Genomic DNA, 25311 nt, shown 5'->3' with positions numbered 1-25311 from the left:
ACAGTTTGTTTATTTAGGTTACAACATTTTAAAAATAAATTCTAAATATGAAAAGGAAATTCCAATTGCGGTGTTGAACTTTGTCAATCTTTAAAACTTTGACAAAGTTTGTCTTGTGAAAAATATATTCAAAATTAACTGATTATCAGTAATTTTTGGATTTTTGAATTTAATTTTTGAAAGTTTTTACAAAAACGTGTAACCTCAATTTAAAAAGTCTCGTCATATGGGTATATCAATCAATTAAAAACATAAAACATCATGGACGAAAAAATTTTAATTCCAATTAGTCTTTTCTTAATGATCTTCGGGATCGTTTATTTAATCTTTTCAACAAGAAATAGAGAGCGTTTGGCTCTTATAGAAAAAGGAGTAGATGCCAGTATCTTTTTGCAGGGAAAAGGAAGCGGCGTTCCGGTCTGGAAAATTTTTGTGGTAAATTTTGCTTTCTTATTAATAGGAAGCGGTGTTGGAATTTTTCTTGCGTTACTTATAACTACTTATACTTCTCTTCAGGACGGGGCAGTTTATCCTTCAATTATTTTTATAATGGCAGGAATCGGACTTTTGACAGGATTTAAAACAGCAAAAGATTTAGATAAAGAGTAAGCAGGAAATTAAGCTAGTACAAAAAAAAGCATCAATTATATTGATGCTTTTTTTATTCCTTAGAACCTATGGTTTCATAATAAACATCTATGGAGAGTTTGGGCTGCATAGAAGCCATAACGGCTAATTGATCACAGCGTTCATTTTGAGGATGATTGTTGTGTCCTTTAATCCATTTAAAATCGACTTGGTGTTTTCTGTAAGCAACTAAAAAACGTTTCCATAAATCAGGATTTTTTCTGCCGGCAAATTTCTTTTTTTCCCAGCCTAAAACCCATTTCTTTTCAACAGAATCTACTACATATTTAGAATCTGAAATTACAAGAACTTTCATGTTTGGTTTTTTTAGTTTTTCAAGGCCAACAATTACTGCTAAAAGCTCCATTCTGTTATTAGTCGTAAGACGAAAACCTTCGTAAAACTCTTTTTTGTGCGGTGTTCCCACTAATTCCATCACTACGCCATAACCGCCGTTTCCAGGATTTCCTTTGGCAGCACCATCAGTGTATATATGTACTTCGTGTTGGGTCATTTTAATTTTTGATTAACCATATAAGTAATGTAAGTTCATTTAAAATACGGTCTTATATTTCTTTGTCAATATGGTGATAGTTATTTAAGCGTCGAACTTATATATTCTTAATATGACTTATATGGTTTAAATATTAGAGTTCGAATCTTCTAAGATAGTCTGAATTATTTCCGGAAAGTGTTTTTGTTCCAATTCGTGGATTTTTTCGGCTACTGTTTCTGGGGTGTCCTCTTCAGTTAATGCTACATTTGCTTGAAAAATAATAGCACCTTCGTCGTAATTTTCATTTACATAATGAATAGAAATTCCAGTTTCCTTTTCTTTATTATTTACTATTGCTCTATGTATGTGCATTCCATACATTCCTTTGCCGCCATAATTTGGTAAAAGTGCAGGGTGGATATTTATTATTTTATTTGGATAGTGTTCAATTATGTTTTCAGGGAATTTCAATAAAAAGCCAGCAAGAATTATCAAATCCGGGTCGATTTTTTGTATTTTTTGTAATACATTTCGTTCTAAAAGTTCGTTTTTTGAGAAGATTTCGACTGGAATTTGATGATTTTTTGCTCTTTCAATAACTTTTGCAGAGGCATTATTGGTAAAAACCGAAACAACTTTTGCAATTTCAGTATTTGCAAAATGTTTTATAATGTTTTCTGCATTAGTTCCTGATCCTGAGGCAAAAACGATAATTTTTTTCATAATAGTGCTTATTTTGAGAATGCAAAAAACGGAATAAAAAACGAAAATAAATAGCTTTAAAAGACCTTTCTTGAAATTAATTTTATAAATTAGTGTCACATTTATAAACTAAATAGTTGTTTTAAAATAAAGTTTTTTATTTTTGCCAACAAATTAAATTCTAAAATTAAAGATTATGTCAGACATTGCATCAAGAGTAAAAGCGATTATCGTAGACAAATTAGGTGTTGACGAAAACGAAGTTGTAACAGAAGCAAGCTTCACTAATGATTTGGGAGCTGACTCATTAGACACTGTTGAGCTTATTATGGAATTCGAAAAAGAATTTGATATTCAAATTCCAGACGATCAAGCAGAAAACATTGCTACTGTAGGTCAAGCTATTTCTTATATCGAAGAAGCTAAAAAATAATAATACCGCACCCGATTTCTAAAAATCCCAATTTTTGAAATTCCAAATTCCAATTGGAATTTGATTTTTGAAATTTGAAATTTTTAAGAGTCGGGTGTTATTATTTTTTTAAAATTTAAATTTCGATTGATTTTCAATCAAAAAGATATATTTATATTGTAATGCCCATGGCTCTTAAGTAACAAAACTGTTAAGAAAGCGTGGGTTTTATTTGTTTAAAGTACAAAATACATATTTATGGCATTAAGGCGAGTTGTTGTAACAGGATTAGGTGCACTTACTCCTATCGGGAATAATATCCAGGAATATTGGAATGCACTTGTGAATGGGGTTAGCGGAGCGGCTCCTATAACATATTATGATACAGAAAAGCATAAAACGAAATTTGCCTGTGAAGTAAAAAACTTCAATATTGAAGATTTTATGGATCGTAAAGAATCTCGTAGATTAGATAAATTTGCTCAATATGCTGTTGCTGCTAGTGACGAGGCTATTAAAGATGCCGGACTTACTAATGATAATATCGACAAACAAAGAGTTGGTGTTATTTGGGGAGCAGGAATTGGAGGTTTAGAGACTTTTCAAGATGAAGTAATTTATTATGCTAAAGGTGACGGAACTCCAAAATTCAATCCGTTTTTTATTCCAAAAATGATTGCCGATATCGCTCCTGCGCATATTTCTATGCGTAATGGGTATATGGGACCAAATTATACTACTGTTTCTGCATGTGCATCTTCTGCAAATGCATTAATCGATGCTTTTAATTACATTCGTTTAGGAATGTGTGATGTAATTGTATCAGGTGGTTCTGAAGCTGCTGTTACCATTGCTGGTATGGGTGGTTTTAGCTCAATGCACGCTTTGTCTACAAGAAACGAAAGTCCAGAAACGGCTTCAAGACCTTTTGACGCAACTAGAGATGGTTTTGTTTTAGGAGAAGGAGCAGGAGCTTTAGTTCTTGAAGATTATGAACATGCAAAAGCCAGAGGAGCAAAAATTTATTGCGAAATTGGCGGAGGCGGAATGTCATCTGACGCTTATCACTTAACTGCACCGCATCCGGAAGGAATTGGAGTTATTGCAGTTATGAAAAATACTTTAAGAGATGCAGGAATGAATCCAGAAGATGTTGATCATATCAATACTCACGGAACTTCTACTCCATTAGGAGATGTTGCCGAATTAAAAGCGATTAGCGCTGTATTTGGTGAGCATGCAAAAAATATCAATATCAACTCAACGAAATCAATGACAGGACATTTACTTGGTGCTGCCGGAGCTATCGAAGCAATCGCTTCAATTTTAGCAATGCAACATGGTATTGTTCCTCCAACAATTAACCATACTGTGGTTGATGAAAACATTGATCCATCATTGAACCTTACTTTAAACAAACCTCAAAAAAGAGAAGTAAATGTTGCTATGAGTAACACTTTTGGTTTTGGCGGACACAATGCTTGTGTATTGTTTAAAAAATTAGTTGACTAATTTTCGTATATGAATATTATCAAAAAAATATTTTCTAAATCCCGTTCTCTAGAAGACGGGATTTTTTTTGACACTATTCAAAAAATAGTTGGTTTTCAGCCTGTTACAATCGATTTTTATAAGAAAGCGTTTACGCACAGATCTTCAAATAAATTAGATGAATCAGGAAATCCGATCAATTATGAACGTTTAGAATTTCTTGGAGATGCTATGTTAAGTGCCGTAATTGCAGCACATTTATTTAATAAAGCACCAAATGGAGATGAAGGATATTTGACAAAAATGCGTTCGAAAATCGTGAGCCGAGAGCACTTGAATGAATTAGGTAAAGATCTGAATTTAGTACAATTTGTTGAAAGCAAAGTACCTGTACAGCATTTTGGAGAGAACATTCACGGAAACATTTTTGAATCACTTGTTGGTGCAATATATTTGGATAAAGGATATTCGTATTGTGAAAGATTTATTCAAAAAAGAGTAATTACTCCTTATGTTGATATTGCTCGATTAGAAGGAAAAGTAATTAGTTATAAAAGCTTAGTTATTGAATGGTGTCAAAAAGAAAAGAGAATTTTTCATTACGACATTTTTGAAGATAATGGTATTGACGGACAACGCTTGTTTGGTGTCAAATTAAGCATTGATGATAAAGTAATCGCAAGAGCGCGAGCAACTTCAAAAAAGAAAGCAGAAGAAAAAGCTTCCCAAAGAGCCTATTTTGCATTTCAAGAAAAAATTGACAAGAAATGATTACAAAGTCGCTGTAGTTTTCTTAAAGCTAAATCGTTTTCGTTTATAAATTAACAAAAACAAGCGACTCATAAGTATAGATGCTCCGATAGAAGTAGTATATTTACAACTTGATTTTTCATGACATGGCTATTCATAGATTGGATTTAGACGAATTTGACGAAATTGATTATTATTTAATGGCTATTCATACTTCATTAGAAGATTATAGATTGGCTTATTTTATCAATAAAAACCTTCCGATTAACTTAAGTAAGAGCAAAAACGAGATCCATGCTCAAACTAAAGAAGGCGAGGCAAATTTTTCGAGATTTTATTATTATGATTCTGAAAAGGCTGTTTCATGGAATTTGATTCAGAATAAAAATGAGATCATTTCTGTGAGTACAAATGATTTCCAGAATTTGTTTTCTAATGAAACAAGTGAGGTTTCTACGACAATTCATTTACTTCCTGAATTCAAGAAAGTAGATTTTTTCCTGAAAATTGAAAACAGCGAGGAGGCTGTCGATTTTTCAGAAATTCAACAACATTTAAACTCAATAGAAAGTATTGCAGCAGTTTATGCTGTGGATACCAATAAAATAAAATCAAAAAACAATCTAATTTTTTAAAAAAAATGTTAACAAATAAGAAAACCAAAATTGTTGCTACACTTGGGCCTGCATGTAGTACAAGAGAGATTATCAAGGATATGATCGATGCAGGGGTTAATGTGTTTAGAATCAATTTTTCGCATGCTGATTACGAAGGAGTAAAAGAGAAGATTAATATCATTAGAGGACTTAACGAAGAGTTTGGTTATACCACAGCAATTCTTGGAGATTTGCAAGGGCCAAAACTTAGAGTTGGGGTTATGGAAGAAGGAACTGTTGTAAATGATGGTGATGAAATCACTTTTACAACTGCAGAAGATATTGTAGGAAATGCTCAAAAAGCATTTATGAAATATCAAAATTTTCCAAATGATGTAAATGTTGGAGAGCGTATTTTGCTTGACGATGGTAAACTTATTTTCGAAATTGTTTCTACAGATAAAAAAACAGAAGTTGTTGCTAAAGTAATTCAAGGAGGAGAATTAAAATCTAAGAAAGGTGTAAATCTTCCAAACACAAAAATTTCTTTACCAGCTTTAACTGAAAAAGATATTGCTGATGCTATTTTTGCAATCGAGCAAAAAGTAGACTGGATTGCACTTTCATTCGTGAAAACACCTCGCGATTTACAAGATTTACAAGAATTAATCGCTAAACATTCAGACGTTAAAATTCCAATTATTGCTAAGATTGAAATGCCAGAAGCTCTTGAGAACATGGATAAAATTGTAGCATATTGCGATGGTTTAATGGTTGCACGTGGAGATTTAGGAGTTGAACTTCCTGCTCACGAAGTACCATTGGTTCAAAAAGATTTGATCCGCAGAGCTAAAACAGCTAGAATTCCTGTTATCGTTGCTACACAAATGATGGAAACAATGATTACAAGTTTAACTCCAACAAGAGCAGAAGTAAATGACGTTGCTAACTCAGTAATGGACGGAGCAGATGCTGTAATGTTGTCTGGAGAAACTGCAACAGGAAATTACCCAGTTCAAGTAATTCAAAGAATGACTCAAATTTGTGAGGCAGTAGAAAATTCAGAACTTATTCACGTTCCACAAAATACACCTCAAATCAAAACAAAACGTTTTGTTACTAAAACAGTTTGCCATCAAGCGGCTTTATTAGCAAATGAAATTGAGGCAAAAGCAATTTGTACTTTAACAAACAGCGGCTATACAGCTTTTCAAATTTCGGCTTGGAGACCTTCAACTGCTCACATTTTAGTATTTACTTCAAACAGAAGAATCTTAACACAATTGAATTTATTATGGGGAGTTAAATCATTCTTTTATGATAATGAAGAAAGTACAGATGATACAGTTACAGATGTAAATCAAATTGCTGTAGAAAAAGGATATGCTGCAAAAGGTGATTATTTGATTAATCTTGCTGCTATGCCAATTAAAGATAAAGGAATGGTAAACACCATGAGAGTTTCTGAAATCGAATAGTTTTTAAACATACTATATATAATTAAGCCATCATTTTGATGGCTTTTTTTTTGGATAAAACTTTCTGATTCGAAGTTTTTTCTTTCATATTAATGTTGCAAAATAGACTACTTGAACTGAAAATAGTTACTTTTTTGACGAAATCGACTTAGAATTTATATTATTTCAAAGTTATTTAATCTAAAAATGCATGAAATTTAGGCTCTTTTTTTTAAGACTGATTTAAAAGAATGACATTCTAACAGCTTCATTAAGCACTTTTTTGGAAGTTGCAATCTATAATTTGAAACAAATAGTAGCAGATTAAAACAGTTTTGATGTTGCAAGTTATAAAATGAAACGAAGTAAAACCGTACAAACACAAACATCTCGTGTTTTATTGCATAAATTTGAAATGCTTAATAAAAAGTTAAAAAATTCTTGTTGCAAATTCCCCCACGCACAATAATTTAAAAAACTTGACTTATACCAATAAACATATTTTTTTCTGATTAATTTTTATAAATAATTTTTGTACGAATTTATTTAATCTTCTTGACAAGCATAATTATTAACGAATTCAATTACCATGAAACAAATCAAGTTTAAAAGTCAATTTAAAAATGCAATGACATTGTTTGCATTTACATGCTTTGCAGCAGTTCAGATGAGTGCGCAAAGCAGTAAAAAACCCAATATTTTGGTACTTTGGGGTGATGATATTGGGACTACTAATATTAGCGCCTACAGCGACGGATTAATGGGGTATACAACTCCTAATATTGATAAACTAGCAAATGAAGGAATACGTTTCTTGCATTATTACGGAGAACAAAGCTGTACTGCAGGACGTGCCGCTTTTTTAACAGGACAACACGGTCTGAGAACTGGACTTACTAAAGTAGGTTATCCTGGCGCACCAATGGGTATGAGCCAGTTAGATCCATCTATTGGAGGCATTATGAAAAGTCTTGGTTATGCAACAGGTCAGTTTGGTAAAAATCACGTTGGAGACCGTAATGAAAACCTGCCAACAGTAAATGGTTTTGATGAATTTTTTGGAAATCTGTATCACTTAAATGCAGAAGAAGAACCAGAATTGCCAGATTATCCTAAAGATCCTGAATATTTGAAAAAATTTGGACCAAGAGGAGTTTTAAAATGTACAGCAACAAATGTTGATGATGCAACTACAGATCCTCGTTTTGGAAGAGTTGGAAAACAAAGAATAGAAGATACAGGACCTCTTACTAAAAAAAGAATGGAAACTGTTGATGATGAAACTTCTGCAGCAGCTATTGATTATATCAAAAGACAAAATGCGGCAGGTAAGCCATTTTTCTGCTGGTTTAATGCTACTCGTATGCACCTTCGTACACACGTGAGAGCGGAACATAGAGGAAGATATACACATGGTGATAGTGAATACATTGATGGTATGATTGAGCACGATGAAACTATTGGAAGTATTTTGAAAACTTTAGATGATTTAGGAATTGCTGATAATACAATTGTTATTTATTCAACAGATAACGGACCTCATATGAACACATGGCCTGATGGCGCAATGACACCATTTCGTTCAGAAAAAAATACCAACTGGGAGGGAGCTTTCCGTGTACCTTGTATCGTTCGCTGGCCAGGGCATATTAAAGCAGGAGCTGTAACTAATGAGTTAATGGGCCATAATGACTGGATTCCTACTCTTGCTGCTATCGCAGGGGAACCAGATATCGTTAATAAACTTTTAAAAGGGTACAATGCAAATGGTAAAACCTATAAAGTACATTTAGATGGTTTTGATCAAAGTAATTTTTTACTAGGAAAAACACAAAAAAGTGCTAGAGATAAATTCTTTTATACAGACGATGATGGTCTTTTGGTTGGTTTGAGAGAAGGAGATTATAAGTATGTTTTTGCAGAGCAGCGTCTAGCTGGTACACTTGGTGTATGGGCAGAACCTTTTACCAAACTTCGTTTACAAAAAATATTCAATTTATACCAAGACCCTTTTGAAAGAGCCGATTTCACTTCTAATACGTATTGGGATTGGGTAATGAATCACGTTCAATTGGTGTATGGGGCTATAAATGATGTGGGAGTATTTGCCGAAACATTTAAAGAGTATCCTCCAAGATCAATACCGCCAAGTTTCTCTGCTTATACGATTATGGAAGAGGCTATGAAAGACATTAAGGCTCAAAAATACATTGAGAAAAATGTTCTTCCTAAAGTAAAAGAAGAAGCGGAAACTACATCCAAAAAGAAAAAATAAAGTAATAATCTTAAGTAAAGCCTGAGTTATTCTAATAATTTGGGCTTTGCTATTTAATGACTCACATTATGTATAGGAAATTATATCTCGCAGCTCTATTTTTATTTTTGTTTGTTTCTTGTAAAAATAAATCAGAAGAAAATACAACTGCAAATCCAAAAGAGAGTACTGAAACTATTGCAACTAGCGGTGATCCATTGCCAAGCTGGAACGACGGAACTTTAAAAAAAGACATTATCGCTTATGTTGAAAAAGTAACCAAAGAGGGAAGCCCAGACTTTATTCCGATAGAAAGTAGAATTGCCACATTTGATAACGATGGAACACTTTGGGCTGAAAAACCATATGTTCAGGAATTATTTGCTTTTTATCGTGTGAAAAAAATGGTTGAAGCTAATCCGGCTTTAGCCCAAAAACAGCCTTTTAAGGCCGTAGTAGAAAAAGATAAAACTTTCTTCGAAAAAGGAGGAGATAAAGCTCTTATAGAGTTAGTTGCTGCAACTCATACAGGCATGACCGAAGATGAGTTTGAAGCATCAACAAAAGAGTTTTTTGCTGGTGCCCAATATCCTGGTAAAAATGTTCCGCTAAAACAAATCAGATACCAGCCTCAATTGGAGCTTTTAAATTATTTGCGTGCAAATGGTTTCAAAACTTTCATTGTAACAGGTGGAACGGTTGAAGTTGTGAGAGCAATATCTCAAGATTTTTACGGAATCCCAAAAGATCAAGTAGTTGGAACTTCTTTCAAATATAAATTTGATGATGCTAAAAATGCAGTTTTAAGAGAACCAGCTTTAGATCATTTTAATGATAAAGAAGGAAAACCTGTTGGAATACAATTGCATATTGGTCAACGACCTGTTTTTGCCTGCGGAAATGAAGGCGGAGCTGGTGATCTTGCTATGCTTAGATATTCTTCAGGAAATAAATACCCATCTTTTCAATTAATTGTAAACCATAATGATTCTATTAGAGAGTACAATTATCAGGAAAAAGATAATTTGTCATTAAATACCGCTGCAAAATACAAATATCATGTTATAAGCATGAAAGACGATTGGAAAAAAGTTTTTGCAGACAAATAAAATTGGTTTTGGTTGGTTTTTAAAGCGATACAGCTTTTTAATTTAAAAGCTGTATGCTTTGAATGATTAAAAATCTTTTTAAAAGAAATACCACTATGAAATCTATAATCTCAAATACCACGACTAAAATAGTATTCGGTGCTATTTTTTTTCTTTCAACTTTAGCTGTATTTGCACAAGAAGAATCAAAAGCCGGATCAAGTGCTCAAGAACTTGCTGATAAAATGGCAAATCCTGTTGCGAGTTTAATTAGTGTTCCGCTGCAAAATAATCTTACTTATGGGATTGGTCCTTATAATGGATCAAAATATCAAATCAATATACAGCCCGTTGTTCCTTTTAAATTAAGTGAAAATCTTAATTTAATTACCCGTTATATTCTTCCAGTTGTAGATCAGCAGGATGTTACGGGAGAAAATACACATGAGTTTGGTTTAAGTGATGCAACTGTAACAGCCTTTTTTGCTCCTAAAACTAAAGGAATTATCTTAGGAGTTGGTCCTGCTTTTTTAGTACCAACCGCCACCGAAAAATTTCTAGGAACAGAAAAATTCGGCATAGGACCCAGCGTTTTGGTAATGCATCAAGGAAAAGGACTTTCTATAGGTTTTTTAGCCAATCAAATTTGGTCTGTAGCAGGAAATGCGGATAGAGCAGATTTTAATCAGTTTTACACACAAATATTTCTAACCCATAGTTATAAAAGTGGGGCAAGTTTAGGTTTTACTTCAGAAATCACGCAAAACTGGCAAGGAAATACAACTCTTATTACAGTGAGTCCAAATGTTGGTGCAATTACAAAATTAGGAGGTCAGACCATGCAATTTGCTGTTATGCCTTTAATTCCAATTGTCGGCCATTCAGCGATAAGACCAGATTGGGGACTTAGAGCGGTTGTAGCATTTATATTCCCGGGATCTTAAAATAGTTTTTAAAAATTTTCCATTGTAAAAAAAACAGACATGAAAATAAAAATTTACTCAATTATATTAAGTAGCTTTTTAGTGAGCTGTACGCAGTCTACAACTAAAAATGAAAAAGCAGAAAATGCGGATTCAACTTCTGCTTCATCATCTGGAATTGAGATAACAATGGATGGAGAATTACCTTCCAAAGAATCAATTCCGAAATTGTTTGACGAAATGGATTTTCAACAAGCAACGCAATGTTATTTGTGGGGACTTCCAATTGTAGCTTTCGCCGAATGGCAGCAACAGCATTATAAAACATTTAAAGCATCAAGTAACGATCTTGTATTTTATAATTCCTATAATGATCGTTTGGGAATTCTTACTGCAAATGCAACAACTCCTTATATCATGTCATTTATTGATCTTGCTGCAAATGGACCAACAGTTATTGAAATGCCTGCGGGTCGTACTGCTGGAGGATTGGGAGATTTTTGGCAAAGAGAACAGGCAACAATCGGAGAAATGGGACCTGATAAAGGAAAAGGCGGAAAATATATATTAGTACCGCCAACCATGAAAGACTTTAAACCAGCAGGATATTTTATAGTTCCATGCAATACTGTAAATATGTTTTTTGGTTTTAGAGCTTTAGATCCTGATCCAAAAGTTACCGAAACACTTGTGAAACAAGTAAAAATTTATCCTTATGATAAAAGAGCAAATCCAACACCAACAAAAATAGTTAGTCCGCCGACTGGAAAAAAATGGTACGGAATTCAACCAACAGGAATTGCATATTGGGAACGTCTTCATGCTATTTTGCAAAATGAACCTGTAGAAGAGCGTGATCGTTTTTTTATGGCGTGGCTTAGAAATCTCGGAATAGAAAAAGGAAAACCATTTGCTCCTGATGAACGTCAAAAGAAAATTTTAATTGCCGCTTCAGCAAAAGGACAACAAATGGCAATGGCAAATTCATTCGAAAAACGCTTTAAGGATGTAAAACATTGGCCAGACAAACAATGGGATTATGTTATGATTCTTTCAGACCCATCACAGCGTGCTGACAATTATGATGAATTTTTTGAGAGAACTTCTTATTTCTATGAAGCTGTAACTTACTCAAAAGCGATGATGACCAAAATACCAAATGTGGGTCAGGCTTATTTAGGATCTTACTTTGACAATGAAGGTAACTGGTTGGACGGCTCTAAAAACTATACTTTAAATGTTCCTGCAAATCCGCCAGCAGTTAATTTTTGGTCTATTACTGTTTACGATACAGCAACTCGCTGCCTGATTGATAATCCACAGCAAAATGCCGATTTATCTTCCCGCAAGGATTTAATCAAAAATGCCGATGGCTCGGTTGATTTGTACTTTGGGCCAAAAGCTCCCGCAGGAAAAGAGAAAAACTGGGTTCAGACTTTACCAGGAAAACACTGGTTTACTTACATGCGTTTTTACGGACCAACTGCCGCATATTTTGATAAAAGTTGGAAAATGGATGATATTAAGGAAGTGAAATAAGAAAATTATTTAATAAGATAAAAAAATACAAGATGAAAAAAATCCTCTTTTTAACATTCGTTTTTCTAGCTGTTTTTTCTTGTAAAAAGAAAGAAAGCGTTAGTGCTGAAAATGAATCAGCAACAAACATTGCCATTACAAAATCAGCAGATTCGGCAAAAGCTATTGCAAAAGAAGCTTGGACGTATATTTTTCCTTTGGCAATGAATTATCGTACCATGCATTTATATGCTTTAGATAAAACCTATCCAGATTATGCAGGAGGCTTTAATAAGTTTAAACATTATGATAAAATTTTTACTCCTGCAGATACTGCAGTGGTAACACCAAATAATGATACACCATATTCTTGGGCAATTTTAGATTTAACAGATGAACCTGTTGTTTTAGAAGTACCCGCTATTTCAAACCGATATTATTCGTTTCAGTTTGTTGACTTATATACCTTCAATTTTGCTTATGTAGGAAGTCGTGCAACGGGGGATAAAGCAGGTAAATATCTAATAGTCGGACCAGATTGGAAAGGTGAAAAACCAAGGGGAATTGATAAAGTAATCCAGTCTGAAACTAATTTGGTTACGTTATTAGGACGAACAGAATTAAAAATGGCAGCTGGAGATATTGAAAACGTAAAAAAAATACAAGCTCAGTATAAAGTAACTCCATGGCATGAATTTTCAAAAACTACGGCGCCGGCACATAAAGATTATACTTTACCATTTCCTGCATTTAAGCAAACTGATTTGGCTTCAGCAGAATTTATAGGTTTGGGAAACAATTTACTTCAATATGCATCTGTAAACAGTTCCGAAACAGATTTGAGAGCAAAATTTGCTAAAATAGGAATTGTTGCAGGAAAAGAATTTGATGCTAAAAATTATTCGCCGGAAGTATTAAAAGCGATTAATGAAGGTGTTAAGGAAGCAGGAAAGGAATTGGAAGATGGTGCTAACAAACTAACAAATGCAACTGATTTGTTTGGAACGAGAGAAGAACTAAATGGAGATTATACCAAAAGAGCTCTAGGTGCTGCAGCAGGTTTATTCGGAAACACAAAAGAAGAAGCCATTTACATTGGGACAAGAACGGATAACGTAAATAATATTTTATCAGGAAAAAACAAATATGTTATTCGTTTTCCAAAAGGACAAACGCCCGCAGCTAAATATTTTTGGAGTATAACTTTATACGAATTACCAAGTCGATATTTAGTTAATAATCCAATAAATAGATATTCAATAGGAGATCGAACTCCAGGATTGAAATATGAACCGAATGGAGATTTGAATATTTATATTCAGAATGAATCTCCGAAAGGAAAGGAATCAAATTGGCTTCCCGCTCCAAAAAATGCATTTTATTATTTGATTCGTATTTATGGACCTGATCAATCTATATTAAAAGGAACATGGAAAGCGCCGCAGCCCGAATTGATTAAGTAATAATTCTCATGACCGAAAAAGAAACAGATAACAACGAGAACTTATTTGATCCTTTGGCATCAAAAGCAGAACGCTACGATAAAGGAACGGCGATCAGAAAAGACGTGCCTCGTTCTTCTCATCAAGAATGGTCAGCTCCCGAAGATCGAGAAGATCCTATTGCAATTTTAATAAAAACCAGCATTGGTCGAATTGAAGATTTGCTGCCCATTCGATATCGAAGAATGATTGAATCTCCTTTTGCATTTTATAGAGGTGCTGCGGCAATTATGGCCGCAGATTTAGTTAACACCCCAAATACCGGAATACATTTACAGCTTTGCGGTGATTGTCATTTAATGAATTTTGGCGGTTTTGCAACTCCAGAACGTAAATTGGTCTTTGATATAAATGATTTTGATGAAACCTTTCCTGGTCCTTGGGAATGGGATGTTAAAAGACTCGCTGCAAGTTTTGCAATAGCAGGAAAATGGAGGAAATTTTCAAATAAAATAAGTAAAGAATTTGCCTGGCATGTTGCAGACAGTTATAAAAGACACATGCTTGAATACAGTAAATTATCGGCACTTCAAATTTGGTATGCTGATATTGATTTAGCAGAACTTATTGAATTAGGAAAAGATGAAGAGTTAAAAGAGTTTCAGCAAAAACGAATAAAAAAAGCAGCTGAATCTACCGCACATGAAAAAGAGTTTGCAAAAATGACTTATCTAGATGGGGTCAGGGCAAAAATAAAAGATGATCCGCCATTGATTTATCATCCGTCTGGAACAGATCAAAACTATACTTTAAGAGAAGCAAAATTAATTCATAAACGATATGTCGAATCGCTTCCTGAAGATAAACAGATTTTATTAAGCCGGTATACCATACATGACTTTGCGATAAAAGTGGTTGGTGTGGGAAGTGTTGGAACACTTTGCGGAATCAGTTTATTAATGTCCGCAACTGGAGAACCTATTTTTTTACAATTTAAAGAAGCCAGACAAAGTGTTTTGGAACCCAATGTAAAAATTAAAGGAAAATACAAGCATCAGGGAGAACGAATTGTAATGGGGCAAAAGTTAATGCAGTCGGCTTCAGATATGTTTTTAGGATGGACAAATGATGATAGAGGCAGGTTTTTTTATATCCGCCAGCTTAGAGATGCTAAAATAAAACCTGTTATCGAAATAATGAAAGCAGAAAACATGGCCGATTATGCAAAAGCGTGCGGATGGGCGCTTGCAAGAGCTCATGCGAGATCAGGAGATCCATCGATATTGTCGGGATATATAGGAAATAACGATGAATTTGCGAATGCAATTTCAAAATTTTCGATTTCATATGCCCATCAAAACGAATTGGATTATAACAAATTGGTTGAAGCAGTAAAAGAAGGAAGATTGCCTATTTCGGCAGAAATATAATTTTCGTTAATTAAATAATTGTAAGTATGAGTAAAAAAATTATGTTTTTAATCGGTTTTGCTATTATAACAATTACAATGCAAAGCCAGACAACAAGAATTGATTCTGCAGCAGTTTATATTTTGCATAGAACCACAGAATCATTGCAATACATAAAATCATGCAGCTTTAAATCGATAATGACTTATGATATTTCTAATGAAAGTCTGGGATTAATTAAGCATTCGATAAATGAAAAAGTTTCGATCAAATTTCCAGATAAAATGAAAATTACTTCAACTGGAGATAAAGGAAACAGAAGTTTATGGTATAATGGCAAGAGTTTATATTATTATTCTTTTGATAATAATACCTATGCAACTGCAGCAGCACCAAAAACGGTTATAGAAACGATTGATGAAACCAGCAAAAAATTTGGAATTGAATTTCCTGCTGCCGATTTTTTCTACGAAACATTCTTAGAGGACCTTAAAGCAGAAAAGGGGAATTTAATTTATTTAGGCAAAACTATTATTGACGATAAAGAATGTTTTCATATTGCAGGAGCAGATAAAAACAAAAGTTTTCAATTCTGGATTGGAAGCGACGATTTTTTCCTGCCTGTAAAAATGGTAATAGTTTATACTAATGACAAAGACAAACCTCAATATGAAGCAGTATACAAAGATTGGGTTGTAAATCCAGATTTCCCCGATTATATGTTTGAATTTGCAGCTCCGCCAAAGGCAGTAAAAGTTCCCCTTAAGGAAAGAGAGACGAAAAAATAATCATCTAAAATTCTACCATTATGAAATTAGATTTACTAAAACATATAAAAGTATTTGTTGTTGCTATAATATTTGTAATAATGCTGATTGTTCCAGAATCTGCAAATGCACAACGATTTGGTCATTTTACACCTCATGCAGTTATGCCGAGACCAATGCCCATACATCCGCCATCACCACGGCCAATTCCTCCCACGCCTAGGCCAATACCTCCAGGGCCGCGTCCAATTCCGCCCGGACCGCGACCAATACCTCCACATCCTTATCCTAGGCCATTGCCTCCTCCGCCGTTTCATCCTTATCCGGTGCCGTATCCTTACATCTATCATCCGTTTGTTCCTTATTATTGGGGGCCAACATGGTATCCGATTGGCTTTTTTGCAGCCACATTAACTACAGCAGCAATTGTAATTTCGGTTGAGGATAATCAATACAATTATGATGATGGAGTTTATTATGTAAAAGATTCAGGCGGTTACAAAGTAGTTCCAGCACCGTTGGGAGCAACTATTTCAGAATTGCCCAAAGGCTATGTAACCATTAATGTCTCTGGTATCGACTATTATTACTATGGAGGAACTTATTATACTAAAGATACTTCAAAATACAAAGTAGTAAATGCGCCGGTAGGGGCTATAGTCACGCATTTGCCAGAAGGATCTGAAGAGAAAACAATAGACGGGCAAAAATATATGATTTATAATAATGTTTACTATCAGCCAATTTCAAAAGACGGCCAAGATAGTTATGTAGTTGTACAAGGTAAATAGAAAAGGTTCAACTGCTAATTTAATTTGTTTTAGAAAATGAATGTTTGGTGAAAATAAGTAAGAATATTTTGCAAACAATTATGTTAAATTAAATAAAATAATTTATCTTTGAGAGTGTAAAAATAAGCTGTTTACGAAAAATTAACATTGGTAACATACAGTTTAAGAGTTATATAGACGTTCATTCTCAGATTTTTCGGAATTTTAATAATTTGAAGTTAAACTAATTTAATCATTAATTTAAATACCACACTATGAATATTAAAAGAACAAATCTTCGCATAATCCCAATGATAGTATTGGGCTTACTTTATAGCTGCTCCCCAACAGTAAAAGTTACAACCGATTATGATCATGCCGCAAATTTTAGTGAATACAAAACTTTTGCAGTTTATGATTTAAAAATACAACAAGGTCAAGTAAACCAACTAAATATTGACAGAGTTACGAAAGCAATTCGTGCTGAAATGATCTCAAAAGGATTTACTGAAAGTTCAAATCCTGACTTAAAAGTAAATGCTGTTTCAATCTTAAAAAATAAAACCTCAGTTTCTGCTAATACAGATTTTTATGGATATGGCGGAATGTATCGACCATATGGATATTGGGGAGGCGGTGCAATGATGGGCGGCGCAAACACAACATTTAATAGTTATGATTATGTTGATGGTTCATTAGTCATTGATATAGTTTCTACAAAAACAGACAAACTGGTTTGGCAAGGTATAGGAAATGCCGAAATAGACAATAAACCAGATAATCCTGAAGAATTTATTAATAGTTCTATTAAAAAAATATTAGCAGGATTTCCTCCCGGCTTAGCAAAAAAATAGCTTTCAAATTTATTTTTTATAACAGCTGTACTTTTCGTTTAGGACAAGTGCAGCTGTTATGAAAATGTAAACTGTAATCCTTTTTTAAGTATTTAGATACTCAAGAAAAAAGGAAGATATTCATTATATTAAGCTTAAAGCGTATGGCCGATATAGTACTTTCAATTTTCTTTTTTATAGCAGCAATGGTTGGTTTTGCAACCTCTTTTATGGTTCTGTTTTCAAAGAGAAACTACTCAAAAAGTTTTTTCTTAGGATTGTTTTTGTTCAGCCTGACGGTTGTCAGTATTTACAATTTCTATTTATCGGCAAATATTTTTAAGGCCTTTCCAGATTTATTTATGATTACAAAATCGTTTATTTTTCTGGCTGCTCCCAGTGCATTTTTATATGTTAGAAGTATATTGTTTCCAGAGATCGTTTTTAAAAAATTTGACTGGCTTCATTTTGTACCATTTGTCGTTTACTTTTTGCTGACAGTTTTAGTGTGGATAGGAAATTATAGTGATAGTAATTTTATTGTTTATGTTTCTGCCAAAGTCAACAGTCCTTTCTCAATTCTGAGTTTAGGTACTTGGCTAATGTATGCTTTTTGTCAGACCATGATGATTTTAAATTATGACTTAGAAAAATTTAAGGGCAATCATCTTCATAAAATAAAGACCTTAAAATGGATCAGAATTTATAATTTGATGATCTTGTTTTTATTTTCAACTCTTTTCGTACATTTCTTTTTGATCAATAAGGCAGGCACTATCGATTTTTCCTGCTGTGTTTTAATTTCATTGGTTCTTATTTTTACTGTTGGGTGGCTTTATTTTACACCTCATATTTTTTATGATAAAAATACAGTAGATACTCTTGATTTTGTTGAGGATGGTTTAATTACTGTTGCATCTCGAGAAGTAAAAAACACATTGCCTATTGTTAAGGAGTTAACGCCAGAAAAAAAACAAATCTATATAACTAAATTAGAAAGCATATTTGACGCGAAAAAACTCTTTTTGAAAAAAGATTTAGTGATTCGTGATGTAGCTGATGAAACAGGAATTTCAGTTAACAATCTTTCTAATTTAATTAATTCAGAATTTAATCTTCATTTTCAAGACTACATTAATTTAAAAAGAATTGAGTTTTTTAAAGAAAAAATCAATGACTCTGATTGGAAGGGTTTGTCATTAGAAGGAATGGCATGGGCTTCGGGATTTAAATCTCGAACAACTTGTTTTAGAGCTTTTATTAAGCATACCGGAAAATCTCCTTCAGAATATTTTAGAGTTATCAGAATTAGTCCTGAAAAGTCACCTTCCTATTTTTTAAAACAATCTCCAAACTAAAAAGAATTATCTGCCTAGATTGAATTTGAAGAAGTACTAAATTTAAATTAAGAGATTATGACAACGAAATTTAATAGTTACGGACAAATAAGATCAACACTGACATTACTTTTTTTATTTGTTTCTTTTTCAGGGTATTCACAACTTAAAGGCGGACATATATTAGGTTCATCTGGATTACAGTCGGGTACTCAGGCTCCAGCTAATACTTTGAGTTTGTATGTGCCTGGGTATTTTTATGAAGCCGGTTCTTTAAGAAATTCTGATGGTGATAAATCAATTGCAAATCCAGATATCAATATGTTTTTAACAGGTGTTGGGGCAAATTATATAAGTGATTTTAAAATTTTAGGAGCTAATTACGGAGCAACAATCTTAGTGGCTTTTGCATCAAATACTATTCAGGGCAGCTATATCGATTCAAAAAGCTCTTTTTCTTTTACAGATATGCTTGTGCAGCCAATTCAATTAGGCTGGCATAATAAAAGAGCAGATTTTGTTTTTAGTTATCAATTATATCTTCCAACTGGAAAATATGAACTAGGAGCAAGTGATAATAGCGGACTTGGAATGTTTATGAATGAACTTTCGGCAGGAACAACCTTGTTTTTTAATGATAAAAAAACGTTTCATTTTTCAGCTTTAGCGGCTTACGAAATGAATGGTAAAAAGAAAGACACTAATATAAAAACAGGAGATATTTTAAGTATTGAAGGTGGTTTAGGCAAAACATTTTATATGATGAATGCAGAGAAAACCGCTCCAAAAGGAATACTTAATGCGGGATTAATTTATTATTTACAGTATAAAGTATCACATGATGAAATTCCAGCTGGAACGCTGCTGCTTGAACCAAGCAAAGACAGAGTTGGAGCAATAGGTGCCGAGGTAAATTATTTTCATATTGGCTGCAAAACTACAGCAGGATTACGATGGGTTTCAGAGATTGGTGCTGTAAACAGATTTCAAGGAAATACATTTTTTTTAACATTGGCTCATGTCTTCAGCTTTGCAAAAGAATAGTTTAAGCAACTAATTGCAGGTTAAATGGTTGATGTTTTTTTATAAAATCGATAATCTTAAAATTAATTTAAATGAAAAAAAACTATTCAGATTCAGTGATAAAAAACAGAGTTTTTTTTCAGAAATTAATTTTCATTTTTACATTTTGCCTTTTTTCGTGTCATACAATTATAGGACAAAAACAGCATATAAGTGTAAAAGATTCTCTAGATGGAGCTTTTGATTTGAGCGATTATATAATTTATGCACATGGTTTTATTGTAGTGCCAACTGTTATTACCGAACCTGCTTTGGGTGGAATAGGTGGAGCACTAGTGCCAATTTTTCTTAAAAAACGCCCGCCAGTAATAGATGAAAACGGAAAAAAGCGGTTTATAAATCCAGATATAACAGGCGGAATTGGTATGTATACGGGAAATAAAAGCTGGATGGCAGGAGCTTTTCGTTCAGGTACATTAGTCAACTCTCGAATATTATACCGCGTTATGGCAGGTTACGGCGATATGAATTTATCGTTTTACGAAAACAATCTGCCAAATGGAAAAGATCAGGAATTCAAACTCAATTTTAGATCTACTGTTTTCTATACACAATGGCTAAAGCAGTTTAGAAACGCAAAATGGAGTGCTGGGCCGCAATATCTTTTTTTAAATTCTAAAATAAATTTACCAGACATAAATATTCCTCCGCCATTTGTTCAGCCCGGAGATATTAAAAGTACCGTAAGTCAGCTTGGAGCTGCTATTCAGTTTGATGGACGCGATAATATCTTTACACCAGATAAAGGAATAAGACTGCAGTCAGACTTTTTTTGGTCAGATGATGCAATAGGCAGCGATTATGATGCTTGGCGCGTTAATTTATCGGCAATAGGTTATTATCCTTTAACTAAAAAATTAATAGGCGGGCTTAGGATAGAAGGAGAGCAGGCGTTTGGAAGTCCGCCTTTTTATCTTCGTCCAGGTATTAATTTAAGAGGAATTCCTGCTGCTCGATATCAAGGAAAAACCAGTATTGTAACCGAAGGAGAATTACGATGGGATTTGTATAGAAGATGGAGTTTAATGGGATTTGGCGGCGTAGCAAGCGCATTTAATGATTGGGATAAAGCTTTTGCAAAACCTGTAGTGTATAGTTACGGAACAGGATTTAGATACTTAGTTGCCAGAAAGTTTAAACTCAGAATGGGAGTTGACGTTGCAAGAGGTCCGGAAGATTGGGCCTACTATATTGTTTTTGGCAGTAATTGGTTAAGATAAAAAAATATGTAAGAAGTTACTTTTTAAAAATATAACACAAAAGCCTCTGTAGACATCTCTATAGAGGCTTTTTGTAATAAATACTTTGATAATAAGAGATATTAAGAAAAAATTAACAGTTGTGTTTCGCACAAATACTTTAATATTTAATTGTTTTGTAACAAAAATATAATACAGACTACTAATTAGTCAACTATTTAAATCATTGATTATGTATAAAATTACGATGAAATCAGTTTTCGTTGCATCAGCATTTTTGGTTGGTGTGAGCAGCTGTTTTGCACAAGACATTTTGGTAAATTCATTAAAGTTGAATGCAAGTGATAAAAGTAAAGAGAACTTTAAATTCACTGAAGTAATTAACTTAGGAACAACTTCGGTAAAATCTCAAGGATCATCAGGAACTTGCTGGAGTTACTCAACAAACTCATTTTTAGAGTCAGAAATGATTCGTTTAGGAAAACAACCAGTAGAGTTGTCACAAATTTTTTCTGCAAGAAATGTTTATGTAGAAAAAGGAGTGAATTATGTTCGTATGCATGGAGCGATTTCTTTAGGTGATGGCGGTGCTTTGCACGATGTAATCAATATGTATAAAAAATACGGAACTGTTCCTAGAGAAGTTTATACAGGATTAAACTACGGTACAGACAAAAATAAATTTGGTGAAATGGGAGCTTTAATCGAAGCAGTTCTTGCAGCGGTAGTTAAAAACCCAAATGGTGAATTAACGCCAAACTGGCAAAAAGCATATGCAGCTGTTATTGATTCTTATTTAGGAAAAGTGCCAGATAATTTTAATTATAAAGGAAAAAATTACACACCACAATCTTTTGCAAAAGAAGTAGTTGGAATTAATCCAGACGAGTATATCGAAATGTCATCTTTTACAACATCTCCATATTACCAAAAAACAACTATGATGGTGCCAGACAACTGGTCATTAGATCAAGTTTACAACGTAAAAGTAAATGATATGACAGATGTAATTGACAATGCTTTGAAAAAAGGATATACAGTTGCATGGGCGACAGATGTGAGCGAGAAAAGTTTCAGCTGGAAAAATGGTGTAGCTTACGTTGCAACAAAGAAATTTGATGACATGACAGCCGAAGAAAAAGCAGATATGTTTAACGGACCAAAAGCAGAACCGGAAATCACTCCAGAAATGCGTCAAACTGCGTTTGATAACTACACAACAACAGACGACCACGGAATGCACATTATTGGTCTTGCAAAAGATCAAACAGGAAAAGAATATTATATCGTAAAAAATTCTTGGGGAGAAACAAACGATTATAAAGGTTTCTTATTTGTAACCAAAAATTTCGTAAAATATAAAACTACTGCCTTAATGGTAAATAAAGGAGGAATCCCAACTGACATTGCTAAGAAGTTAGGAGTGTAAGTTTAATTCAAACTTTTGAAAAATAAGAAAGCGCTGCAATAGAATTTGCAGCGCTTTTTTTGTACTATTTTGTTGCTGCTTTTGAGCGTGATTCTGCATTTGAACGTTTTTTGACGTAGTTTGTAGTTATATTAAAGTAAAAAGTTTGTAATGCGGTACCTTTATATAGTATTACGACCCTTTTAATCAAAATCAATTCATCATGAAAACAAATGCAGTGCTTTTTAGAGTAATTGTATGCGTTTTTTCTTTTAGTTGTTACGCTCAGTCTATAGAGCAGACTATTGCTCATGCTGGAACTGGAAAAACGCAGTCAAAAGTTGATAGCAAATCAAATGAAGATCTTGTTATTGATTCTTATTTGGTTGTCGAAGTAATAAATATGCCATTTGGAAAAAGAACAACTAAATATGAAGTTTCAAAGCTTGATATGGTATATACAAACGATCTAGGACCAAATAACACAAGAACTGTTACTCCAATATACAAAAAGGCAAAAGTTAGAAAAACAGAGATGATTTTGCCTTCGAAAGCTATTGTTGATACTATGTCTCAAAAAATTAAACCAATAAAAGTTGAGGTAATTACGCCAGCGTACACGGAGAACTCCGCAAACATAAATATTTTAAACACTTATGCCCATGTTTTAGATAAAGGATACAAATCTGTAGACATGCTTAAAAAAGTGGCTGATAAGTTTTATTTTGAAGATAATTATGAGGAAGCAGCCAAGTATTATTCTAAGCTTATTGATCTTGAGTCAAATTTAGAGGCAGTATTTTATTTTAGATATGCCCAGTCTTTAAAAGCAATAAGTGAAATAGAAAAAGCTGAAGAAATGATGAAGTTGTTTGAAAGTAAAAACGGGAACAGTGAAATCGCTAAAAAATAAAGTGTAAGGTATTTAAACAAAAAAAAGACTATCGAAATGATAGTCTTTTTTTTAAGCTCCCCCCTCTTGGGCTCGAACCAAGGACCCTCTGATTAACAGTCAGATGCTCTAACCAACTGAGCTAAGGAGGAATCACCTTAAAGGTAAATATGTTTGCTAAAAAAAGTTGCTCCCCCTCTTGGGCTCGAACCAAGGACCCTCTGATTAACAGTCAGATGCTCTAACCAACTGAGCTAAGGAGGAAGTTGTTGCTCTTTTTAGCGAGTGCAAATATAATCGATTTTTTAGTTTCTCAAAAATATTTTAACTCTTTTTCTCATTTTTTTTTTCTACTTCATAATTGCCTTGTAAATATCGTTTCCGTTTGCGAACAAAAGCAACGCTATAAGTAGTACGAACCCAACCATTTGGGCGTTTTCAAGGAATTTATCACTCGGTTTTTTACCACTAATCATTTCGTATAATAAAAACATCACATGACCACCATCAAGTGCCGGAATTGGCAATAAATTCATTACTCCAAGCATAATTGACAACAAAGCTGTGATTGACCAGAACGTTTCCCAGCTCCAATAACTTGGAAAAATGTTATAAATAGCCGCAAAACCACCTACTTGTTTGTATGCTTTTGTTTCAGGATTAAAAATCATCTTCAATTGTTTTCCGTAACCTACTAATTGATCTTTTCCTTTTTCAATTCCTACAGGAATAGATTCTAAGAAACCATATTCTTTTGTACTTACTTTATAATATCCAAGTTTTTCCAATGATTTCATGTCTAAACCACCAACCAATACGTCTAATGTTCCTTTCTCTGAAACCTTAACACTAATAGGTGTTTCTTTTAAATCTCGTAAAACAACAGCAGGAATTGTTTTTCCTTTGTTTACTTCTAAAATTGCTTTTACTTCGTCAAAATATTTAATTTTTTGTCCGTTAAGAGAAAGAAATAAATCTTTTGGTTTTAAATTTTGATTAGCAGAATCCTCAGTTACTTTTCCTACTGCAAAAGGTCTTCTTATATCAACAAGGAACCCTTTTTCTGTTTTAGAAAGCTGATCTACAAAATCAGTAGGCATTGTAATAGTTTGTTGTTTCCCGTCTCTTTCAATCAAGATATGTTTTGCCATGATGATATTCATGTTCATATCCTTGTCAAAATTCTCAACAGTTTTTCCATCAATAGAAATAATTTTGTCACCAGTTTTAAAACCAGCTTTAATCATTGCAGGATTTTCAACTGCCACACCATCTTTTAAGTCTGCATTAGCAATATAAGTATCGCCATATGCAAAAGCCATTCCTATATAGATAATAAAAGCCAGGATAAAGTTTACTGTAACACCGCCAAGCATAATAATCAAACGCTGCCAAGCCGGCTTAGAACGAAATTCCCAAGGTTGTGGAGGCAAAGCCATTTGTTCTTTGTCCATACTTTCGTCGATCATACCAGAGATTTTTACATAACCTCCAAGCGGTAACCATCCAATTCCATATTCAGTTTCGCCAATTTTCTTTTTTAAAAGCGAATATTTAACATCAAAAAATAAGTAAAATTTTTCGACTCTTGTTTTAAACAATTTTGCAGGGATAAAATGCCCTAATTCATGAAGAATAATAAGTAAAGATAAACTCAATAGAAATTGAGAGAGTTTGATAACTATATCCATTTTTTATTTTTAGTTCGTATTTAACGCACAAAAGTAGCGTTTTCTATTTTAATTTAAGACCGCAAGATAACGTTTAAGGTTTTAAATGTTTGTTAATAAACAAACATTTAAATTTCTCATTTTAACAAGATGCCGTAACTTTACGTTTTATGATGCTGTCATTTTA

General features: G+C 33.4%; 23 protein-coding genes and 2 tRNA genes. 20 read left to right on the top strand and 5 right to left on the bottom strand.

Going from position 1 to position 25311, the window contains the following annotated elements; all coding sequences use genetic code 11:
- The first annotated feature begins 261 nt into the window (after window positions 1-261).
- On the top strand, window positions 262-609 hold the full coding sequence (locus BOW57_RS15645) for a DUF6249 domain-containing protein (protein ID WP_089053620.1): 348 nt from the start codon (window positions 262-264) through the stop codon (window positions 607-609).
- Between the two features lie 52 nt (window positions 610-661).
- On the opposite strand, the gene rnhA is transcribed toward BOW57_RS15645, so the two are convergent.
- Both rnhA and purN read right to left on the bottom strand, forming a co-directional pair.
- Entirely contained in the window at window positions 662-1141 is a 480-nt protein-coding gene (gene rnhA / locus BOW57_RS15640) for a ribonuclease HI (protein ID WP_129055579.1), read from the bottom strand.
- 126 nt (window positions 1142-1267) lie between these two features.
- Window positions 1268-1846: a phosphoribosylglycinamide formyltransferase gene (gene purN / locus BOW57_RS15635; protein WP_129023504.1), complete on the bottom strand. Its 579-nt coding sequence runs from the start codon at window positions 1844-1846 to the stop codon at window positions 1268-1270.
- 175 nt (window positions 1847-2021) lie between these two features.
- Between purN and BOW57_RS15630 the strand changes: the two genes are divergently transcribed.
- The 19 genes from BOW57_RS15630 to BOW57_RS15540 all read left to right on the top strand — a co-directional run bounded on the left by BOW57_RS15630 (window position 2022) and on the right by BOW57_RS15540 (window position 23475).
- Window positions 2022-2258, top strand: a complete 237-nt coding sequence (locus BOW57_RS15630; RefSeq protein ID WP_007137004.1) for an acyl carrier protein — start codon at window positions 2022-2024, stop codon at window positions 2256-2258.
- Window positions 2259-2495: 237 nt separating this feature from the next.
- Window positions 2496-3749, top strand: a complete 1254-nt coding sequence (gene fabF / locus BOW57_RS15625; RefSeq protein WP_089053623.1) for a beta-ketoacyl-ACP synthase II — start codon at window positions 2496-2498, stop codon at window positions 3747-3749.
- A gap of 9 nt (window positions 3750-3758) precedes the next feature.
- Complete coding sequence (gene rnc / locus BOW57_RS15620; protein WP_089053624.1) at window positions 3759-4499, top strand: ribonuclease III; 741 nt, start codon at window positions 3759-3761, stop codon at window positions 4497-4499.
- A gap of 125 nt (window positions 4500-4624) precedes the next feature.
- Entirely contained in the window at window positions 4625-5113 is a 489-nt protein-coding gene (locus BOW57_RS15615; RefSeq protein WP_089053625.1) for an IPExxxVDY family protein, read from the top strand.
- A 5-nt stretch (window positions 5114-5118) separates the two neighbouring features.
- On the top strand, window positions 5119-6552 hold the full coding sequence (gene pyk / locus BOW57_RS15610; protein WP_089053626.1) for a pyruvate kinase: 1434 nt from the start codon (window positions 5119-5121) through the stop codon (window positions 6550-6552).
- A 568-nt stretch (window positions 6553-7120) separates the two neighbouring features.
- Entirely contained in the window at window positions 7121-8806 is a 1686-nt protein-coding gene (locus tag BOW57_RS15605; RefSeq protein ID WP_129055577.1) for an arylsulfatase, read from the top strand.
- A 68-nt stretch (window positions 8807-8874) separates the two neighbouring features.
- The gene (locus BOW57_RS15600; RefSeq protein ID WP_129055574.1) at window positions 8875-9894 is read left to right on the top strand and encodes an HAD family phosphatase; all 1020 of its coding nucleotides are present in this window, start codon (window positions 8875-8877) and stop codon (window positions 9892-9894) included.
- 95 nt (window positions 9895-9989) lie between these two features.
- A complete protein-coding gene (locus BOW57_RS15595; protein ID WP_129055572.1) occupies window positions 9990-10817 on the top strand; it encodes a hypothetical protein in 828 nt (275 codons plus the stop codon).
- Window positions 10818-10856: 39 nt separating this feature from the next.
- Window positions 10857-12335, top strand: coding sequence for a DUF1254 domain-containing protein (locus BOW57_RS15590; RefSeq protein ID WP_164973721.1), 1479 nt, complete (start codon window positions 10857-10859; stop codon window positions 12333-12335).
- A 32-nt stretch (window positions 12336-12367) separates the two neighbouring features.
- A complete protein-coding gene (locus BOW57_RS15585; protein ID WP_129055570.1) occupies window positions 12368-13777 on the top strand; it encodes a DUF1254 domain-containing protein in 1410 nt (469 codons plus the stop codon).
- Between the two features lie 8 nt (window positions 13778-13785).
- On the top strand, window positions 13786-15186 hold the full coding sequence (locus BOW57_RS15580; protein ID WP_129055568.1) for a DUF2252 domain-containing protein: 1401 nt from the start codon (window positions 13786-13788) through the stop codon (window positions 15184-15186).
- Window positions 15187-15212: 26 nt separating this feature from the next.
- Window positions 15213-15953 (top strand): DUF2092 domain-containing protein, encoded by a 741-nt coding sequence (locus BOW57_RS15575; protein ID WP_129055566.1) that lies wholly within the window; start codon window positions 15213-15215, stop codon window positions 15951-15953.
- Window positions 15954-15973: 20 nt separating this feature from the next.
- A complete protein-coding gene (locus tag BOW57_RS15570) occupies window positions 15974-16723 on the top strand; it encodes a DUF6515 family protein (protein WP_129055564.1) in 750 nt (249 codons plus the stop codon).
- Between the two features lie 254 nt (window positions 16724-16977).
- Window positions 16978-17556, top strand: coding sequence for a DUF4136 domain-containing protein (locus BOW57_RS15565; protein ID WP_099717791.1), 579 nt, complete (start codon window positions 16978-16980; stop codon window positions 17554-17556).
- Window positions 17557-17699: 143 nt separating this feature from the next.
- Window positions 17700-18893, top strand: coding sequence for an AraC family transcriptional regulator (locus BOW57_RS15560; RefSeq protein ID WP_129055562.1), 1194 nt, complete (start codon window positions 17700-17702; stop codon window positions 18891-18893).
- Between the two features lie 57 nt (window positions 18894-18950).
- Entirely contained in the window at window positions 18951-19916 is a 966-nt protein-coding gene (locus BOW57_RS15555) for a transporter (protein ID WP_129055559.1), read from the top strand.
- A gap of 71 nt (window positions 19917-19987) precedes the next feature.
- A complete protein-coding gene (locus BOW57_RS15550) occupies window positions 19988-21175 on the top strand; it encodes a BamA/TamA family outer membrane protein (protein WP_129055557.1) in 1188 nt (395 codons plus the stop codon).
- A 211-nt stretch (window positions 21176-21386) separates the two neighbouring features.
- Window positions 21387-22583 carry an aminopeptidase C gene (locus BOW57_RS15545; protein ID WP_089053638.1) on the top strand — a complete coding sequence of 399 codons (1197 nt, stop codon included), beginning with the start codon at window positions 21387-21389 and terminating at the stop codon, window positions 22581-22583.
- A gap of 202 nt (window positions 22584-22785) precedes the next feature.
- Window positions 22786-23475: a tol-pal system YbgF family protein gene (locus BOW57_RS15540; RefSeq protein ID WP_129055555.1), complete on the top strand. Its 690-nt coding sequence runs from the start codon at window positions 22786-22788 to the stop codon at window positions 23473-23475.
- A gap of 57 nt (window positions 23476-23532) precedes the next feature.
- Here the strand turns inward: BOW57_RS15540 and BOW57_RS15535 are convergent.
- The 3 genes from BOW57_RS15535 to rseP form a co-directional block, all read right to left on the bottom strand.
- A tRNA-Asn gene (locus BOW57_RS15535) sits at window positions 23533-23606 on the bottom strand.
- 38 nt (window positions 23607-23644) lie between these two features.
- Window positions 23645-23718: transfer RNA gene (locus BOW57_RS15530), tRNA-Asn, on the bottom strand.
- Window positions 23719-23804: 86 nt separating this feature from the next.
- The gene (gene rseP / locus BOW57_RS15525; protein WP_129055553.1) at window positions 23805-25145 is read right to left on the bottom strand and encodes an RIP metalloprotease RseP; all 1341 of its coding nucleotides are present in this window, start codon (window positions 25143-25145) and stop codon (window positions 23805-23807) included.
- Between the last annotated feature and the right edge of the window lie 166 nt (window positions 25146-25311).

The organism is Flavobacterium sp. YO64, assembly GCF_004119505.1.
Taxonomy (GTDB): Bacteria; Bacteroidota; Bacteroidia; order Flavobacteriales; family Flavobacteriaceae; genus Flavobacterium; species Flavobacterium oncorhynchi.
The sequence above is the reverse complement of the archived record's forward strand: the minus strand, read 5'-3'. Positions and strand labels throughout refer to the sequence as shown.